Source organism: Paenibacillus sp. FSL L8-0502, from assembly GCF_038593055.1.
GTDB classification, from domain to species: domain Bacteria; phylum Bacillota; class Bacilli; order Paenibacillales; family Paenibacillaceae; genus Paenibacillus; species Paenibacillus polymyxa_D.
Window position 1 is genome coordinate 3,007,569 of sequence record NZ_CP151958.1, and the last position, 18,347, is coordinate 3,025,915.

General features: G+C 44.7%; 17 protein-coding genes. 2 read left to right on the plus strand and 15 right to left on the minus strand.

The window, feature by feature from the left end:
* Positions 1-232: 232 nt before the first annotated feature.
* The 4 genes from ppsA to NSQ57_RS12760 form a co-directional block, all read right to left on the minus strand.
* Positions 233-2,851, minus strand: a complete 2,619-nt coding sequence (gene ppsA, locus NSQ57_RS12745) for a phosphoenolpyruvate synthase (protein ID WP_341039384.1) — start codon at positions 2,849-2,851, stop codon at positions 233-235.
* Positions 2,852-3,267: 416 nt separating this feature from the next.
* Complete coding sequence (locus NSQ57_RS12750; RefSeq protein ID WP_029515195.1) at positions 3,268-3,639, minus strand: hypothetical protein; 372 nt, start codon at positions 3,637-3,639, stop codon at positions 3,268-3,270.
* 63 nt (positions 3,640-3,702) lie between these two features.
* Positions 3,703-3,912: a hypothetical protein gene (locus NSQ57_RS12755; protein ID WP_029515189.1), complete on the minus strand. Its 210-nt coding sequence runs from the start codon at positions 3,910-3,912 to the stop codon at positions 3,703-3,705.
* 50 nt (positions 3,913-3,962) lie between these two features.
* Positions 3,963-4,616 carry a GntR family transcriptional regulator gene (locus NSQ57_RS12760; RefSeq protein WP_029515188.1) on the minus strand — a complete coding sequence of 218 codons (654 nt, stop codon included), beginning with the start codon at positions 4,614-4,616 and terminating at the stop codon, positions 3,963-3,965.
* Positions 4,617-4,775: 159 nt separating this feature from the next.
* Between NSQ57_RS12760 and uxuA the strand changes: the two genes are divergently transcribed.
* Complete coding sequence (gene uxuA, locus NSQ57_RS12765; RefSeq protein WP_209947500.1) at positions 4,776-5,852, plus strand: mannonate dehydratase; 1,077 nt, start codon at positions 4,776-4,778, stop codon at positions 5,850-5,852.
* Positions 5,853-7,460 (plus strand): mannitol dehydrogenase family protein, encoded by a 1,608-nt coding sequence (locus tag NSQ57_RS12770; RefSeq protein ID WP_342424899.1) that lies wholly within the window; start codon positions 5,853-5,855, stop codon positions 7,458-7,460. It abuts the gene before it with no gap.
* A 7-nt stretch (positions 7,461-7,467) separates the two neighbouring features.
* Here NSQ57_RS12770 and NSQ57_RS12775 read toward each other — a convergent pair whose 3' ends face one another.
* The 11 genes from NSQ57_RS12775 to NSQ57_RS12825 form a co-directional block, all read right to left on the minus strand.
* Complete coding sequence (locus NSQ57_RS12775) at positions 7,468-8,319, minus strand: NADP-dependent oxidoreductase (RefSeq protein ID WP_029515184.1); 852 nt, start codon at positions 8,317-8,319, stop codon at positions 7,468-7,470.
* A 127-nt stretch (positions 8,320-8,446) separates the two neighbouring features.
* On the minus strand, positions 8,447-8,743 hold the full coding sequence (locus tag NSQ57_RS12780) for a hypothetical protein (RefSeq protein WP_312887657.1): 297 nt from the start codon (positions 8,741-8,743) through the stop codon (positions 8,447-8,449).
* 55 nt (positions 8,744-8,798) lie between these two features.
* Entirely contained in the window at positions 8,799-9,551 is a 753-nt protein-coding gene (locus tag NSQ57_RS12785) for an SDR family NAD(P)-dependent oxidoreductase (RefSeq protein ID WP_342424900.1), read from the minus strand.
* Between the two features lie 309 nt (positions 9,552-9,860).
* Positions 9,861-10,433, minus strand: a complete 573-nt coding sequence (locus tag NSQ57_RS12790) for a TetR/AcrR family transcriptional regulator (protein WP_029515180.1) — start codon at positions 10,431-10,433, stop codon at positions 9,861-9,863.
* A gap of 101 nt (positions 10,434-10,534) precedes the next feature.
* Positions 10,535-11,572 carry an aldo/keto reductase gene (locus NSQ57_RS12795; protein WP_342424901.1) on the minus strand — a complete coding sequence of 346 codons (1,038 nt, stop codon included), beginning with the start codon at positions 11,570-11,572 and terminating at the stop codon, positions 10,535-10,537.
* Positions 11,573-11,878: 306 nt separating this feature from the next.
* Positions 11,879-12,985, minus strand: a complete 1,107-nt coding sequence (locus tag NSQ57_RS12800) for a Gfo/Idh/MocA family oxidoreductase (protein WP_342424903.1) — start codon at positions 12,983-12,985, stop codon at positions 11,879-11,881.
* Between the two features lie 75 nt (positions 12,986-13,060).
* Positions 13,061-13,789, minus strand: coding sequence for a ThuA domain-containing protein (locus tag NSQ57_RS12805; RefSeq protein ID WP_029515175.1), 729 nt, complete (start codon positions 13,787-13,789; stop codon positions 13,061-13,063).
* A 36-nt stretch (positions 13,790-13,825) separates the two neighbouring features.
* Positions 13,826-14,998, minus strand: a complete 1,173-nt coding sequence (locus tag NSQ57_RS12810; RefSeq protein WP_039273095.1) for a Gfo/Idh/MocA family oxidoreductase — start codon at positions 14,996-14,998, stop codon at positions 13,826-13,828.
* Between the two features lie 52 nt (positions 14,999-15,050).
* Positions 15,051-16,106 carry a LacI family DNA-binding transcriptional regulator gene (locus NSQ57_RS12815; RefSeq protein ID WP_176715732.1) on the minus strand — a complete coding sequence of 352 codons (1,056 nt, stop codon included), beginning with the start codon at positions 16,104-16,106 and terminating at the stop codon, positions 15,051-15,053.
* Between the two features lie 172 nt (positions 16,107-16,278).
* Entirely contained in the window at positions 16,279-17,136 is an 858-nt protein-coding gene (locus NSQ57_RS12820; protein ID WP_069011836.1) for a GRP family sugar transporter, read from the minus strand.
* 136 nt (positions 17,137-17,272) lie between these two features.
* On the minus strand, positions 17,273-18,112 hold the full coding sequence (locus tag NSQ57_RS12825) for an AraC family transcriptional regulator (protein WP_342424904.1): 840 nt from the start codon (positions 18,110-18,112) through the stop codon (positions 17,273-17,275).
* Positions 18,113-18,347: the final 235 nt, after the last annotated feature.

The following is an 18,347-nucleotide window of genomic DNA, read 5'->3' on the forward strand; positions in this document are numbered from 1 at the left end:
AACTCCTAAAGGTTCCTGATTATTGTTACACATTAAATAATGTGTTTTTTCGATCATCAAATAAATAAGTTCTTAAATTATTCCCCCCCAAAATTAAAATCAGTTGATATTTTTGGGGAGTACTTTGTGTCATGGATAAAAAGGACGACAGGATAATCGCCCTTTTATCCATGACAGGTTGCATTTAATACCGTCCATTATGACAGAGGCTATTACTTAGCGTATTCAGCCATTACAATATTTCGATATACCCTTCGGTTCCATGCACGCGAATTCGTTGCCCATCTTTTATCAGTTTGGTCGCATTCTCCACTCCGACAACGGCTGGCAAGCCATATTCACGTGCGATAACGGCTCCATGGGTCATCAGTCCACCCACCTCCGTAACCAAGCCTTTTATGGATAAAAACAATGGAGTCCAGCTAGGATCGGTAAAGGCGGTGACTAGTATATCGCCATCTTCCAGATCAGCCCCTTCTATATTCAGGATCACACGTGCCCGCCCCTCTACAATACCCGAAGAAACAGCGAGGCCTACAATAGCTTCGGCAGGGATATTTTCTCGTTTGTACTGACCCGTAATGATTTCCCCATCAGACGTGATAACACGTGGCGGAGTTAGTTTTTCATATAATCTGTACTCATCTTTTCGTTTGTCGATGACCTGGTAATCCAGTTTATTTGTGCGTATGGTTTCCTGCAATTCTTCAAAAGCGAGATAGTAAATATCTTCTTTTTCATGAAGAACGTTGGCTTGTACGAGTCGTTCCGCTTCCTTTAGTAAAGCCTGTTTATAAATAAAGTAGCGACTAACAATGTCGTATTTCGGATATTCACGATAACCGATGAAGTTCCGGATCAGGTCGATCATTTGTTTTGTCTCTTCGGCTTTTTGTTCACCACCCGGTAATTGTTTCAATCGGGCTAATAAGTCCTGTTCTTTGTTCAAAGCTTCCTGTCGCCCTTGCTCAAACTTTCGTTTACTGGCGCCAGGATCAAGGTTTTTGATGTTACTGAGGATCATAGGTACCAGTGTACTTGGTTTTTCACTCCAGCGTGTTCTTGTAATATCGATCTCCCCGGCACATCGCATTCCATATTTGTCGAGATAAACAGCAATAGCATCACGCACCTGCTGCCCACCTTCGAATTGAACCAGTTCATCCAAAAAGTTATCATCCTTTACCTGTTGTAAATACTCAATTATTTCCGGATAAGGACGAATCACATCTGCAACATCCAGTAGCTCCATACCCATTTCCGAAGTGACGTTGTTAGGTACAGATAGGGAAAGTGTGTCTGCTACGTTTTTTTCACCTAACCATTCATTCATTTTTTCATTGATCCATGCTGAAGCATGCATGGCGGCCATAATCACATTCAAATTTTTCAGTTCTGACGCTCGCTGCCTCCGTTGCTGCATATCTTCCAGGATACAATCAAATACATCCAATCCTGATTTCGTTTGGATATTATGTTTTAATGCTGATAACGATGTCTCACTACTCTTAATCAAAACAGCAACAATTTCCGGGTCGTTTCCTGCTTCTTCCAAAATATCCGCAGACGACATACCCTTATGGCTTTTAACGGGCCCCGGTTCGCTTGTGTCATATGGGTCCGATTTTATAAAATCTCCCCGCTCTATGATGGTAATAAGCGCGTCTTTTATGAGCGGATCGGAGTGCCCTAGAACATCCAATAAATTTTGCCTGCCAGCCGGTGAAGCCAGGCCCATCGTGATATCCACAAACAGCCTTCCGCCACCAGTTCTAAACATGGGCGTGGCACCTGTTAATATCCAAACAGATATCCCCAGTGGTTTAATAGGATCAGTCATCATTTGCTGATGGCCGACAGATACATACACGTGATTCTCCTGGTCATTTGCTTCAGGAATGGGATATAAAGTGGTGATCGGCCGGCTCTGGACAATATAAAATGTATCATCAGCCAAACACCATTCGATGTCTTGGGGGCAGCCGAAGTGTTCTTCGATCTGTCTTCCAATTCGTGCCAGTTGTAAAATTTGTTGTTCCGTAAGGGTTTGAGTCCTTTGCTGATCGAGATCAATTTGTTGAGTCTCTGTTCCGCCTTCTCTTCGTCCATAGATAGCCAATTTTTTGGTTGCTATCCTCTTATCGACGATTTCCCCTTCCTGTACTTGATAACAATCGGCAGAGACTAAGCCAGAGACCAGTGCTTCTCCAAGTCCGAAACTGGCATCGATAGAGAGCAGCTTTCGGTTGCAAGTGATGGGATCAGCGGTAAATAAAATCCCTGAAGCCTGTGGGAACACCATTCTTTGAACGATAACAGATAAATAAACTTGGCTGTGATCAAATCCATTCTGCATTCGGTAAATTACCGCGCGTTCCGTAAATAAAGAAGCCCAACATTTGCGGATATGCTCCAAGATGGATTCTTTGCCGATAATATTTAAATAAGTGTCTTGTTGACCAGCAAAAGAAGCATGCGGCAAATCCTCAGCGGTCGCACTAGAACGCACGGCATAAGCATATTCATCGCCAAACTGGGAGAGATAGTGAGCAACTGCTTTCACAACATCGGAAGGAATGGCTACTTCCATAATGGCCTGTCGAATCTTCTTGCTGATTTCATAAATTTGTTCTCGATCTTCTACTTTAAGCGTAGTTAGCCGATCCAACAAAGCATGAATCATTTCGTTTTGTTCGATCGCTTTTTGATATCCCACTGTTGTAACACAAAACCCTTCTGGCACTTGTATTCCTTCCATTTTGGTTAATGCCCCTAAGTGTAGCCCTTTTCCACCAACAAGCAAAAGCTGAGTGTTATCCATTTCTTGAAAATCGAGAACCAGTGAATTCATTCAACATCTCTCCTAACCATTAAATTGAGAAAAAAACATTTGACAAGAGTTTAGCGGCATGGTAAGATTTAATTGTAAGATGTGTTAGTTATGTCTACTACATCTTTATAAAAGATAATCTGATTATATCATCGTGTCTGTTTTATATGCAATATAAAAGAACCTGATAAAACTATCCAGGTTCTTTTTTGATTTCCGCTATCACTTCTTAAAATAAAAAAAGCCGCGATTTCGCAGCAATGAATGGGATGAAATTCTTATTACCCGACAGGTGCTGCATGACATAGAATATTATCTCATTCCAAGTCGATCTACCTTACAACACCTGCTTTGCTCGATCAAACAAATTCCGATAGAAAACCTGTCCACGAGTAGACTTCTTCGAATTGTTGGATACGCTTCAAAATACGTTTGTTCTAGCTTTGCAAAAGCCGGTACAGCAGCGCCTCTCCCTTATTCTCAAACGTTCGCTGTGTTTCCAGAAATTCAGGCACCTCTATCAGCCGAGAGGGTCTGTACCCGGGGCCACCACAGCCGCAGGAGTGGTAAGTGTATCCTTGTTGATATAGTAGCTCTACCTTTTTCCACTGTTTGATATCCGTTTGCTTCGGGGCCTGAAAATCATGACCCATGTCATGCATGGATGCCTGGCATTGCGGACAGACATGGACAATCCGTTCATATTCATCCTTCGGCATTTCAAACCGTGATGTCTGCTTATATACTTTCCTGCAGGTAAAGCAGGCAAAGATATCTTTATATGGGCCGCATATTGCATATCTACACATACGGTTACCCCCTTTATAATCTAGAATTGGTCTGGCATTTTTCACTTAAATCATAGAAATATTTCAGTATTTTTTCAATTGACATGTATACAAGTCTGAAAACTCCTGTGAGAATTCCTCCAGTTTGGCCACCGCCTGACGGTAAATAACAATACTCACGAGCAAAAACGGAATGACAAAGGCCAGCTCGTTTCCGCCCATAAATTTTGCTGCAGTCTCGCATTTCTTACTCGCTCTTTCACCGATATATCCAACTCGTAGAACAGCCTCCATGACTCCCCCACTTCCTCAATATTCATACAAGTTAATTTAAGCTAGCCGCCTTATTTCTTGATATAATCAGCGAACTTCCGAAGAAAATCGAGCGAATGGATATCCTCTCTAAGATGATGATGAACCAGATCATCCATTTTGGTTGTTTCCTTATTCAGCATGTATTCAAGCATAGCTTGGTGCTCATGCCAGATGCCCATCAGCTTCCCTGTTTCCAGCATATGCAGCTTGCGATATCTGATATAGTGAACATTTGACTGCTGAATGAGCTGCCAAAGAAACTCCCGCCCCACCAATTGGAACATGGTTTGGTGGAACTGATCATCCAAACTGAGAAATTGATCCGTCGCATGATCTTCTTCGATCACAGCTCTCTGTCTGTCCAGAATATCGCTCAGCTCCTGCACATCGCTTAATGTAATTTGCGAAGAAAGCTCCTTCATAATCTCCTTTTCCAATGCGCTTCTTAAGTAAATAATTTGCTCAACGGACTCCAGATCAATATAGGACACAATGTTCCCCTTCTTGGGATAAATATCAATGTAGGACTCGAGCGCAAGCCACTTTAATACATCGCGTAGCGGAGTTCTGGACAGCTGGAAGCGTTCTGACAAAGTCGTCTCACTCAGTAGAGTACCCGGCTTTAAAGTCAGTGACAAAATATCATTTTTCAAAAGCTGCTTGATTTCTTCTTTCGTCAACATTTCATTCCTACCTTCACTTTATAAATCTAGAACTATTATAAAGCATTTTGAGGTGATAAATCCCTTTATAATTATCATTGACAAGAACAAACCCTATAATTTATGATCAACTCAATCTTGTATACAAGACAGACGAAATATAATCAGGGAGGTATCGTTATGAATATGACCTGGAGATGGTATGGAGAAGGCAACGACAATATTACGCTGGACCATATCCGGCAAATTCCTGGAGTTATGGGCATTGTCTGGTCTTTACATGATAAGGTAGCTGGTGAAGTATGGGAAATGGAGCGAATTCAGGAGGTAGCTGATCAGATTACGAGCAAGGGCTTTAGTTCGGCGGTCGTAGAAAGTGTAAATGTCCACGATGATATCAAAATCGGCCTACCATCCCGCGATCAATATATTGACATTTATATCGACACCATTCGAAAATTAGCCAAAGTGGGAGTTAAGGTGATTTGCTATAACTTTATGCCTGTCTTTGACTGGACCAGAACAGAGCTGTACAAGGAACTGCCTGACGGGTCCAATGCCCTCTTTTATGAAAAGGCTGCCATTACTGATGATCCCCGCCAAATGGTGGATCGGATTCTCAAGGGAGCTGGGAAGTTCACCATGCCTGGCTGGGAACCGGAACGGTTGGCGAGACTGGATGAACTTTTTGCTGCTTATGCGGATGTCACAGAAGACAAGTTGTTTGACAACCTAAAGTATTTTCTTGAGCGCATCATCCCGGTCTGCGAGGAGTCTGACATCAAGATGGCCATTCATCCTGATGATCCAGCATGGCCCATCTTCGGATTGCCGAGAATTGTCCGGAGTCGTGAGACCATCCGGCGCATCCTAGACGCAGTGAGCAGTCCATATAATGGTCTAACCTTCTGCACAGGCTCACTGGGAAGTAATCCTGAGAATGATTTACCAGCCATGATTCGGGAGTTTCATGATCGTATTCATTTTGCGCATATTCGTAATGTCAAGGTGTTTGAGAATGGAGACTTTATTGAAGTGTCACATCGCGGGAAGGACGGAAGCGTCGATGTACCGGAAATAGTTAGAGCTTATCACGAGAACGGCTATCAGGGATATGTACGTCCAGATCACGGCAGACATCTATGGGGGGAAGAAAAGAATTGTCGGCCAGGCTATGGTTTGTATGACCGTGCACTGGGAGTTATGTACTTGCTTGGTGTCTGGGATAGTCTCTCTCAAGGCAAAGGAGTGAAATAAATGCTCCAACTTGACCGGAAAGGCCTTTTAGATAAGGCGGCCTGGGAAGCAGCAGGTATTGAATTGCCGAAATATGATCTGGAGCTTGTAGCCCATAACACCCGACTTCGACCGCAATGGGTGCATTTCGGAGCAGGCAATATTTTTCGAGGGTTGATAGCCAATGCGCAGCAACAACTACTGAATAACTTGAAAGCGGATACAGGTATTATTGCAGCCGAAGCCTTTGATTTTGAAATGATCGACAAAGCCTATAAGCCTTACGACAATTTAACCTTACTGGTGTTGATGAGTGCAGACGGAAGATTTCACAAGAGCGTGGTCGCAAGCATCGTTGAGGAAATCGCGGCAGAGCAGAATCGTCCAGGCGACTACCTCCGTCTGATTGAAACATTTGAGAATCCGTCCCTCCAGATGGCCAGCTTTACCGTCACGGAAAAAGGATACGCTCTGACCGGGCCCGATGGCAAGTATCTGGCTGTTGTGGAGAGGGATTTGACGAATGGTCCCGAACAGCCAGTGCATGTGATGAGCATAGCTACTTCGCTTGCCTATCGGCGTTATCTGAAGGGGCAGCATCCAATGACTTTTGTGAGCATGGATAATTGCTCCCATAACGGCGATCTGTTAAAGGATAGTATGATTGCCATCGCCAAGGAGTGGACTCTCAGAGGCCTGGTAAAGGAAGGATTTGCAGACTATCTGCAGAATGAAGAGAAAATAACCTTCCCCCTGACCATGATCGACAAAATTACCCCCCGCCCTTCCTTGCAAGTACAGTCTGCTCTTCAGGAACTGGGGTTAGCCGATATGGAGTTAATCGTTACCTCCAGGCATACGTATACGGCTCCCTTTGTCAATGCTGAGGTTAGCGAGTATTTGGTCATTGAAGACAAGTTTACGAACGGGAGACCTGCACTGGAGGAAGCTGGTATCATCTTCACAAATCGGGATACGGTGGACAAAGTGGAGAAGATGAAAGTCACTACCTGTCTCAATCCGCTGCATACAGCGCTGGCGCTAGCTGGGTGTCTGCTTGGGTATGAGCTTATTGCAGATGAAATGAAGGATCACACATTACGTCGTCTGGTGGAAACTATCGGCTACAAGGAAGGGTTGCCTGTTGTAGTTGATCCCGGTATTATTCAACCGAAACCATTTATTGACGAGGTATTGCAGGAACGCTTCGCCAATCCCTATATTCCGGATACGCCACAGCGGATTGCAACAGATACCTCTCAAAAGATGAACATCCGTTTTGGTGAAACCATAAAGTCTTATGTTGGCACAGTAGGACTTGATCCTGCGAACTTGACTGCTATTCCCTTGACCATTGCGATCTGGTGTCGCTATTTGCTGGGAGTGGATGATCAAGGAGAACCCTTCACACTCAGTCCGGACCCGTTACTGGATACGTTGCAGGGATATTTGAAGAATACGAAGCTGGGCGATCAGACCTCCAAGGTTCGCTGCCTCCTCGAAGATGACAAACTGTTCGGTGTCCGATTATATGAAATTGGTCTGGGCGACAAGATTGAAGCCATGTTTCATGAAATGCTGGCAGGTCCCGGAGCAGTCCGAAGCACGATAGAAAAGTATGTGAACTAGAAATTACTTAGAAGGTCACAATCACTTTGCCCTGGGAGTGGCCCGTCGACACATTAATCAGCGCCTTGTTAATGTCACCAAACGTATAAGTTGAATCTATAGAGGGCTTTATATTTTCTTTTTCAACAAGTTTAGTGATTTCTTGTAATTGACTTCCATTGGCTTGCACAAATAAAAAACGATATTCATTTTGATTCTTGCGCGCTAAAGAATCTAAGCGAGCACCCACCAGACCAAATAATGCTTTTTTCCACAGGGGAAAACGATTGTCAACCGCAAAGCGATAATTAGGTCCGGCTTTCAATGATACCAATTTCCCTTGTGGTTTTAAAATACCCAGTTCAGCTTTGATCTCTTTGGTACCCAAGGTGTCGATCACATAATCGATATCGGACAGTATGTTAGCATAATTCTCTGTCTTATAATTGATGAACTGATCAGCCCCGATCGACAGTATACGTAACCTGCCTCTTTCACTTCCACTTGTAATAACAAATAACCCCAGTGATTTGGCAATGGGGATTGCCATAGCGCCAAATCCTCCGGTTCCTCCAGGAATGAATAGCTTTTTATTCGGCTGGACATGGAGTACATCGTGCAATGCTTGATAAGCAGTCAAGGCAGTAAGGGGTACAGCAGCAGCTTCAATAACGCCAGACAGTTCATTCCCTAAAGTTAATGGCAACTTATAGTCAGCAATCATCCGAACACTACCATTCAAATTTAGGATATCCAGTGGATTTACACCTGCTGCCTTTACTTTGACAAGCACCTCATGGTTGTTGATCTGTGGCATGTCAACATCATTTAACTCCACTTGGATTTTTTTTGAATATTTCTGTATTTGTGCTGCTCTCATATTCATCCTCTTCCTTTGCTAATTTGGAGATAGCATAACCATGAAACTATTGGCTAAAAACATGGCGTACAATTTACGGTTGTACGCCATGTTCCACTCTTTTGCTATTGTAGTCCCTCTTGCGATTCTAATTCTCGTATCGTCGGATAGTCCGTGTAACCTTTACTCCCCAGACCAAAGTAACCTTTTTCCATCCTTCAATATGTTTATCCGTATAAATCCCAGGTGTCCATAAGTACCCTTGACCATCATCAGAAGGTTGTGTACCCTCTGTAATAATGAGTCCCATTGATGCACGCTGAGCATAATAAAGAGATGTTAGCTCTCCCGGTGTGCCATCTTCTTGCGATCTGCTACGTGTCATTGGTGCCATTGCTAAACGATGTGGCAGCTCCATTTTTCCAATCTTCGTTTTACTCCACAACTTTTCATTGGATACTCTCCTCTTTCAATAAACTCAACAGATCTATAAATTGAATTTAAAATTCTGAAATGATCGGATATATTTGACCTCTGAGATTGAAATTATAGTTCTGGTCTACAATCCCTACCCCTTCGTTGCTGTCATAAAGATCCACCATGAAGCTCGCCATTTGTTTGGCAGTGTGGTACTTAGGCATGTTTGCTTTATAATCAAAATCTTCTGCATCTAATGATTTCTTCACAAATTCCGTTTCTGTTATAGCTGGTGCCAAAACCTTTGCCTTTAGTTTTGCACCTTTTATTTCTAGTTCTTTTGCAAGTCCTTCTGTGAAGGCACTAACGTAATACTTAGATGCAGAATAAGTAACACTCCCAACAGCAATGGCATATCCAAGTCCAGATGAAACGTTAATTAACTGAGTTCCTTCTACATCAGCATAATCTCGTACATATAGTGTAGAAAGGATGGTCAAAGCTTCGATATTAACACGTAACATGGTTTCAACTTTATCTAAATTCTGTTCTGCTACAAAAGAAGATTCACCGAGTCCCGCATTGTTTATCCAGGTCTCAATTTGGTATTCCTTTAAATCGTTATATAGTGTGTAGGCTTGATCTGTAACAGACAGGTCACTTGTATGAACAATAACATTTACATTAGGGTCAATATTGTGAATTGCTGATTTGAGTTCTTCTAATTTATCAAATCTTCTAGCTACCAAAATTAGGTTTTTGCCACGTGCCGCAAATGCCAATGACGTTTCATATCCAATCCCCGAGCTTGCTCCTGTAATAACTGTATACTTCATAATATTCTCTCCTTCATAACATGCATATTAGTGTAAATAAGTTTTAAAGATGATTTTAGAACGTTCATTCTTATTAGGGTGAAAAACAGTTAGATCTAACTTGCTATTAGCATATTGATTTTAGAACGAACAGTAAAGAATTTTTTCATGACTAAAATTTTAATTTTGGAGCGGTATTCCTTGACTTGTTTGAGGCCTAAGATACAAGTTCTTTCTTTCGTTAGAGGGACAAGAAAAAACTTGTATCACGGAAACAAACAGTCCTCCATTGAGGTGACTCCTTTTGCCTGTCATGCTGTAATTCCACTTTTAATCTAAAGCGGTCAGTGTCATATCAATAATATTCTTTAATTTTTGCTGATCCGTTGTTGTCTTAACCAACGTACGTAGCCCTAACCACGCATTCATTAAATAATGAGAAATAACTACAGGATCCAAGTCAGCCTTGAATTCACCCGATTGTTGACCCTTCAGAACAAGGTTAGTCAAGAGTTCCTCAGTTCGCGAATAACTTTCATCAACTAAGGATGCAACTTCAGGATCCAACACGCCGAGTTCCACACCTGAATTCACGAGAAAACACCCTAGAGGTTCTCCTTCATTTCTTACTGTCGCCTCAAACAACTCCCGAATTGATTCTTTGATCGGTTTTTGTTTTTCAATCAGAAACCTCATTTTGCTGGTCTGCTTCGTTTCATATCGTTCGAGAGCTTTCATAAATAAGGCATGCTTATCCCCAAAGGTATCATAGATACTTCTTCGGTGAATCCCCATAAACTCAACCAAATCTTGCATTGAAGTTTTCTCATATCCTTGTGCCCAAAACAGGTGTATCGCTTTATCTAATACTTCATTAACTTCAAATTCTTTTGATCTTGCCATCGTCATCACCTCGAATAATCATTATACAATTTAGTGAAGGATCGGCAAACTAGATTTAAAATATGTGAATACATTACAGCTATGAGGTCTGTCTTATATATTTAACCCAGGATTCTTCGTTTGTCTGCTTGTAACCAGTCAGGCGTCCATCCTTTTTCCAGGGCATCCAGGGTTACTCCTGGCGGAACGATAGCATCTATCGCATCCAGGATATCAGTGCTTAATCGAATGTCACTGCCTTTTAACGTTTCACGTAGTTGCTCAATTGTTCTTGCCCCCACTATAGCAGAAGTAACTGACAAATGAGCTTGTGTAAATGCCATAGCAAGATGAGGCAAAGTTAATCCTGCTTCATTTGCAAGGGTTTGGAGCTTAGCAACGGCTTCAAACTTGGTTCGGTTCTCTTCTCGATTTGGGTCTACAACAGTTGAAAGTTTCCCTAGAGAACTCGCTGCTCTTGAATCTGGGGCAACCGCTTCTCCTGAGCGGTATTTTCCCGTTAGTAGACCACCCGAAAGTGGGCTCCAAACCATTACGCCCATTCCATATTTTGCAGTTGCAGCAAGCAAATCGAATTCGATACTCCGATTCACAATGGAATATGGGGCTTGCTCGGATACAAAGCGTGCGGTATTTTTGCGTTCGCTAGTCCATTGTGCTTCGATCACTTGCCATGCCTGAAAATTGGATGTACCAATATAGCGAATCTTCCCTTCACGAACCAGGTCCGTAAGTGCGTCAAGACTCTCTTCAATATCGGTATGGATATCTGGCTGATGTAGTTGGTACAAATCGATATAGTCCGTTTGTAACCTTCTCAAGCTTCCCTCTACTGCACGCTTAATCCAATATTTAGAGTTACCGGATTGATTAAGCCCACTGTCCATGGGCATTCCGCCTTTCGTGGCCAGTATAACATCCTGTCTGCGTCCTTTTAGGATCTGACCCAGAATTTCTTCGGATTGACCACTTGAATAGACATCCGCTGTATCGATCAGATTAATGCCTCCAGCCAAAGCCTCATCTAACATGACTGCAGCTTCTTTCTCCGTATTGTTGCCCCAAAAACCAAAAGTACCTGTACCTAATACAAAACTGCTTATTTTAAGGCCTGTATTTCCTAATACACGATATTCCATGTTCAATCCATCCCTTCTCCATCTATTATATTAAGAATGATCATTCTAATATGCATAGAAGAGCACCACGGCAAGATCTCACACTCACAACCACTCCCCATAACTTTTGGCTTCTTATCCGTGTACTCCTCCCACGCCAACAATATAACATATCTAGAACGACCGGTAAAGAATGATTTTATACCCGCAATTAAAATCCTTCCTGAAAATGAACTAAGAAGACTCCAAGCCCCGGTCAAAACGGAGCTGGAGTCTTCTTTTTAATAGAAATGAACATTCAAAGCGGGATGTAAAATTTACATTAGTTTACACATCTAACGTATACAAGGGCAGGTTTTCCGGTAAAGCCGCCGGGCGCTGACATGTGCTCTGCATTGTATAAAAGGTCTGCTGATCGGAAGAATCATGGAACGCCCACATCGCTTCCAGCACATGGTAGGCCAGTTCTCCACTAGCGCGGTGAGGCCGTCCGCTGCGGATAGCGTAGGCCATATCGGCAACACCGATGCCCCGTGTATTCTCCTGGTATCCTGGCAGCAGCGGTACCTCTGTCCATTCTTGCTCGCCTAGCAGCCTATAGCGAACTGGCCCTCCGAACGTGTTCGGGTCAGGCACCTGCAGCGTGCCATGAGTACCGTAAACCTCAATCGGTGGCAGAGTGCTTCCACCAAAGATGTCAAAGCTGGTAATCAGCGTACCGACAGCTCCCTGCTTAAAGCGCAGCAACCCGGCCACATGGGTCGGAATATCGACTGGGATAGTCTGGCCTTTCTTTTTCTCGCTCGTAATCGTTCGCTGGTCCATCGCCTTGCCTGTCATGCCCGAAATGGCAGCAATCGGACCCAGCATTTGCACCAGAGCCGTCAAATAATAAGGGCCCATATCAAACATTGGACCGCCGCCGACTGCATAATAAAATTCAGGATCAGGATGCCAATGTTCATGTCCACGGCTCATCATGAAAGCCGTAGCGGCTACCGGACTCCCAATGACTCCGTCTTCAATCAGCTTCAATGATGTCTGTATACCGGAACCGAAGAAGGTCTCTGGTGCGCAGCCGACAAGCAGTCCCTTTTGATGAGCAAGATCCAAGACAGCCTGACCCTGCTCACGGGTGACGGCAAGTGGCTTCTCCACATAGACATGCTTGCCTGCCTCAAGAGCTCTGAGACATACGTCGGCGTGAACGCCCGGAATGGTCAAATTAATGATGAGTTCGATCTCCGGATCAGCCAAAATCTCATCTACCGAATATACATCCGGAACGTTGAACGCTACCGCCTGCTCCTCTGCCCGACCTTGGTCCAGATCCGCTACAGCGTACAGCTCCAGAATGTCGAAACGATGGCAATTTTCCATGTAAATTCCGCTAATTTTACCACACCCGATAATGCCTACTTTCATTTTGTTCATGCCTAGACTCCCTTCTTCTTCAGAAAAAATGGATAATGGCATTCTTTTGTTACATCGGATACCATCCTGTTCACCCTAGCGTTGCTGGTTGTCTGTCATGCCTGTATAAGCCTCTGCGAGAGAGCTGCCCCGGGTGGCCACCGCCTGTTTGCCTGCTGCTGCCCACAGAAACCCGCTGCGCATCATCTCGGTCACTTGAGGCATATCTATGATATCTGCGTGATGCCCCAGCGAATTGTAGAAGACGCGGCCGTTCCCCCAGCGCTTCGTCCATACAACGGGCATATCCACTGGCCCATTGGCTGAATGGGGGCCTGGTACGATCGGAAAGCGTGTGGTTGCCAGCACTTCAACTGCTGGGTCTACGTGGAGGTAATACTGCTCGCTTTTGACCTGAAAATCCTCAATATGGTCTAGAAGTGGGCTGGAGCCGCGCTTCATGTTCACCATGTACTCTACGCCGTCATTGCCGGGATGCGCAACCCATTGCCCGCCTGTCATAAACTGCCAATCCACATTGTTCCGGAAGGCATCACACATGCCACCATGGCAGCCTGTGAGACCTACGCCGCTTTGAACCGCAGCGGAGACATTATCGACCAGTTCCTGCTCAATCTGTCCCATGGTCCACATTGGAACGATCAGGTCCAGGTCAAGCAGTTTCTCTGCATCCTGGTAGGCTTCAAGGGTATTAGACACCTCCACCTCGAACTGCTCTTCCTTCAAAATGCGTTCAAAAATGGCCGCCACCTGCTCCGGCTCATGTCCGTTCCATCCGCCCCATACAATCAGTGCCTTGCGCATCTGTAATCCACTCACCTTTCGGAATGTATTGTTATACTACATTTCTTCAATGGATACCCAACGGCGTTCCTCTATGGATCGTTCTACCGCTTCAAGCACAGCCTGACAAGCAACACCGTCACGGAAGTTCGGCGACGGTTGCCTTCCTTCAGAGATGGCACTCAACATCTCAAGCATCTCATGGGTGAAGGTATGCTCGAATCCAATCGTATGTCCTGCAGGCCACCAAGCTTCAGAATACTTGTGTGCCGGATCGGTGGCGAGTACGCGGCGAAAGCCCTGAACGTCTTCCTCATCCTGTGTGAAATACACTTCCAGTTCGTTCATTCGTTCAAAGTCAAACCGCACACTGCCTAGGCTACCGTTGATCTCGAATGAATTGGTGCTCCGATGTCCGGCAGCAAAACGTGTGGCCTCGAAGCTGCCCAGCGCACCTCCGGCGAAGCGTGCCAGGAACAGCGTGGCATCATCGACTGTCACTTCTCCCATTGGAGCATTTGCTTCAGTGTTTCTTTTGGAGCTCAACCCGCTCATCTCCAAAGCTAACGGGCGCTGCTGGATGAATGTCTCGCTCATGCCGATCACTTCATGGAACTCGCCAACCAAGAAGCGAGCGAGATCAATCAGATGGGCGCCAAGATCACCATGAGAGCCAGAACCGGCCACGTCTTTTTGCAGCCGCCATACCAGCGGGAAGGACGGGTCCATGATCCAGTCTTGAAGGAAGAAGGCACGAAAATGATAAATTTTGCCTAGGCGACCGCTCTCGACTAGCTGCTTTGCCAGCTGGACAGCCGGTGAAAAGCGATAGTTGAAGCCTACCATATGTCTGACCCCTGCTTGCTCTGCTACCTGCAGCATGTCACGTGAATCCGCCAGCGAGAGCGCAAGCGGCTTCTCACAGAACAGATGCTTGCCATGGAGGGCAGCCTCCACGACAATTTCTTTATGGGCATTACTCGGGGCGTTAATATCAATGAGATCAATATCGTTACGTTTCACTAGATCACGCCAATCCGTAACACTTTCGGTCCAGCCGTACTGGCGGGCAGCTGCCTGAACCCCCTGCTCGTTGCGTCCACAGATAACGGACATCTCTGGCTGCAGCGGGGCATCTGGGAAGAACATGGGTAGACTTCGGTAAGCGTTGCTGTGAGCCTTGCCCATAAATTTGTAGCCAACCATTCCGATACGAAGACGATTAGACATGTCGTGATCCTCCTTATGGGTCTGAGTTTCAACGAATTTTTGACGAATGGTGTTATTGACGAATGGATGACGCCCTGATAATCAGTTCTGTGGATAGGAGTTCTCTTATTGAGTCGCACCCGGTTAGTTCCAGAGCCGGAATGAGATGCTGAGAATCGGGTATAAGCTTCGAGGCTGCAAGCTCCCCCATCTCATAAAAAGGTACGCGGACACTGCTTAGCGGCGGAACAGCCATCTCAGCCGCATCCGAATCGTCATAGCCTACAAACGCCGGAAACCGGTCAGCTGCCAGTCCGCGCTCACGGAGACCCTGCATTACCCCAAGAGCCATCCGGTCGTTCGCCGCAAATACAGCATCAATATCATTCAATTGGTCTGCGATTGTAGCTGAGGCTTCGAGTCCGCTCCGACGGCTATAGTTACCTTCCAGAAGCAGTTCGTGGTCATATTCAATCCCAGCGTCCTGAAGCGCGGTACGATAACCCTTCATTCGCTCAGTACTATTGGAATAGATATCCGGGCCGTTGAGAAAGGCAATCCGCTTGTATCCCTGCTCGATGAGGTGACTTACAGCCGCCCGGCTGCCTTCTACATGGTCTGCATCCACTTCACAGAACGATTGCCCTTCAAAATGGTGATTCATGACGCAGAACGGACGTCCTTCTTCCTGAAGCCTCTTTAGAGCTTCCACCTCATCGTGGTCATCCCTGGCTCCAAGGATGATACAGGTATCGATCCTTTGCTGACGGAAAAGACTACTGTAATCAATCCGTTCCCCCGGCTTCCGGAACAATAGAAGCAGATCAAGTCCGCTGTCTCTAGCCTTGTTTCCGATACCGCTCAGCATCTCAGAGAAAAAATAGGCTGAGAACAAGTGCGCCTTCGGGACATAAGGCATAACCACACCAAGATGGCCACTCTTCCTTCGGGCAAAGTTACGGGCCAGCGCACTGGGAACATATCCAAGCTGATTGGCTGCGTCCAGAACCCTTCTTCGCGTATCCTCTTTGATAGGACCTACCGCATTCAAGACCCGGGATACTGTCGCTTCAGACACGCCGGAAAGTTCGGCTACTTCCTTGCGCGAAACAATATTACCCACCTCCAAATCATTTTATGTACGCGCGTACATTTTCTCATGCAGTCCTACCTCTGTCAATCCCAAAAAGCGTACCCCATAGATGGATAAGCTCTTTTCGTTACTAAAAGAACGTGGTCTCGTGGTTCCTACTGGCAAACAGTCAAAACACCTGATCATATACAAGATACAAAATGATTCTTTAAGGCTTGAGCATGCTGATCATTCCTACTCCTATCATCAGTACTGTAATTCCCGCAAGTATACCTATCCATTCCTGAGGACTCTTCTTTTCCTTAAATATTAAAATGCTGCCAACACAGGCAATAGCAATGCTCGCTTGAGAGATCGGAAAACTAGCCGCCATGCCGATCAGCCCATTGGAAATAAATAGTGCTAGATTCGCAATGCTCCAAACCAATCCTGTCGACAAATTGCGAACCACCAGAGAGAATCGTAGCCGCTTTTTGCCCTTCAGATTCATGGCCATGGCTGAGCATAGCATACCGAGCGATTGCGGCAGAATGACGGATAGCCCGGATATATGAAAAAACTGATTAATCACGACATAACTGCTTAACGCTAATCCCGAGCAAACCAACATTATGATAATGGGTACCGGCAAAGGCTTGGGCAATCCAGCAGACTTGCCCTGATAGCTGGTTAACAGAACTCCTGCCAATATACACAGAAGAGAACCAACGCCTATCGCATATTGGTACCCTGTTATCCATTCACCCAAAATAAGTGCGGCAAATAGCGTCGTCCCTATCAACTGCAGACCACAAATCACAGGAATGGCGATCGATACGCTTACTTTTTGAAAAGCTTGAAACTGGAGCAATTGTCCAGCGGCCCAAAAAATACCAGATATAAAACTTACCACAAAATGAATCGGTGTTAATGAGGTAGGATGAATGGTATACAAGCACAGGGAAAACAGCACAGCACCAATAACGGTACCTGTCAGCTGTTCTCGGGGACTGGCTTTTGTAATATGCGCCAGTATCGGCATAACTCCCCAGCCAAGGGCTGGAATAAAAGCAATAATGAAATCCACGCGCGAAATTCTCCTCCCGTAAAAAGTACTCTTCCTACAATCGTTAAAATGCCATGCAGGAAAAAATCCACAGTTTTACGATAGCAAAAAAAACCGCTTCTAAATACAAATATTTTTATAGATTTATATAGCAAAATCAAAGAAATTTTTTTCTATACGCGCTGGGTGATATGCTCATTACATTTTTAAAAGCTCGCGAAAAGGTCAACTGATCGGTATAGCCGACCGAATTAGATATAACCTGGATCGAATAGTCTGTATGCTGCAGCAATTCGCACGCTTTTTTAATCCTGAGGACTATCAGATATTGTTTAGGCGTTTCACCAGTTTCTAGTTTGAAAACGGAGGTCAGATAATTCGGATGTAGACCAAGGTACTCCGCTACTTCACTAATCTGGATGCCACTGATGTAGTTTTTCTCAATAAAGTTTATCGCTTGCACCGAATAAGGAAGCTGTTCCTTTATCGACATCGTTTCCCCCAAATTGTGTACAAGTTTGGCAAGAATATGGAATAAATACCCCTGTATAGCCAGCGATGAAGAAAGCGTGTTATCTCCGATCCGCAACATCTCAATAATCGTGGAATGAAAGAACGTAATATCTTCGATATCAATTATATAAGGGTTCTGGTGTGGAAGTGATATGTTCTGCAGGTAGATGTCGGATTTAATGCCCATAAAGCCGACCCAACTGTACTCCCAAGGCTCGGCTTCATCCGCCTGGTAATAAGCTACCCTATTGGCCGGAATTAAAAAAGCCTGTCCTTCTCCTATATCGTAATTTTTGTTGTCAATCACCAGCCTACCTCGTCCTTTTAGCACAAAATGAACCAGATTAAAATCGCGGGCGATGGGTCCAAAATCCTGTTTGGATAAGCAGAGCTCTGTGCCACAGTTAAACAAAATCAAATCTGATATATTTTTATGCTCTGAACTGGTATACGTATCAACATATTGAATCATATTCTGGCCCATTGGCATCCTCCTCACTTTCCCAAATAAAGAACCTATGCTTGTTAATTTAACAGTATAGCATAAGTTAAGGATGACAAATGTCCAGAAAAAATTTGGCTCTAAACTATATTTTTTTGTAAGGTTCTTTGTTTTTCCCATATCCAACTTAAAAAAAGTCATGTATTTACTATCACTATCTTTGTTATGCTGATTCAATAATAACGCTTTCAAGTGGTTCGACATATTTTGAAAGGGG

What these genes read in the sequence shown, in the direction of transcription:
- ppsA (WP_341039384.1), bottom strand. Translation starts at nt 2,851, where the DNA reads ATGAATTCACTGGTTCTCGATTTTCAAGAAATGGATAACACTCAGCTT.
- NSQ57_RS12750 (WP_029515195.1), bottom strand. Translation starts at nt 3,639, where the DNA reads ATGTGTAGATATGCAATATGCGGCCCATATAAAGATATCTTTGCCTGC.
- NSQ57_RS12755 (WP_029515189.1), bottom strand. Translation starts at nt 3,912, where the DNA reads ATGGAGGCTGTTCTACGAGTTGGATATATCGGTGAAAGAGCGAGTAAG.
- NSQ57_RS12760 (WP_029515188.1), bottom strand. Translation starts at nt 4,616, where the DNA reads ATGTTGACGAAAGAAGAAATCAAGCAGCTTTTGAAAAATGATATTTTG.
- uxuA (WP_209947500.1), top strand. Translation starts at nt 4,776, where the DNA reads ATGAATATGACCTGGAGATGGTATGGAGAAGGCAACGACAATATTACG.
- NSQ57_RS12770 (WP_342424899.1), top strand. Translation starts at nt 5,853, where the DNA reads ATGCTCCAACTTGACCGGAAAGGCCTTTTAGATAAGGCGGCCTGGGAA.
- NSQ57_RS12775 (WP_029515184.1), bottom strand. Translation starts at nt 8,319, where the DNA reads ATGAGAGCAGCACAAATACAGAAATATTCAAAAAAAATCCAAGTGGAG.
- NSQ57_RS12785 (WP_342424900.1), bottom strand. Translation starts at nt 9,551, where the DNA reads ATGAAGTATACAGTTATTACAGGAGCAAGCTCGGGGATTGGATATGAA.
- NSQ57_RS12790 (WP_029515180.1), bottom strand. Translation starts at nt 10,433, where the DNA reads ATGGCAAGATCAAAAGAATTTGAAGTTAATGAAGTATTAGATAAAGCG.
- NSQ57_RS12795 (WP_342424901.1), bottom strand. Translation starts at nt 11,572, where the DNA reads ATGGAATATCGTGTATTAGGAAATACAGGCCTTAAAATAAGCAGTTTT.
- NSQ57_RS12800 (WP_342424903.1), bottom strand. Translation starts at nt 12,985, where the DNA reads ATGAACAAAATGAAAGTAGGCATTATCGGGTGTGGTAAAATTAGCGGA.
- NSQ57_RS12805 (WP_029515175.1), bottom strand. Translation starts at nt 13,789, where the DNA reads ATGCGCAAGGCACTGATTGTATGGGGCGGATGGAACGGACATGAGCCG.
- NSQ57_RS12810 (WP_039273095.1), bottom strand. Translation starts at nt 14,998, where the DNA reads ATGTCTAATCGTCTTCGTATCGGAATGGTTGGCTACAAATTTATGGGC.
- NSQ57_RS12825 (WP_342424904.1), bottom strand. Translation starts at nt 18,112, where the DNA reads ATGGGCCAGAATATGATTCAATATGTTGATACGTATACCAGTTCAGAG.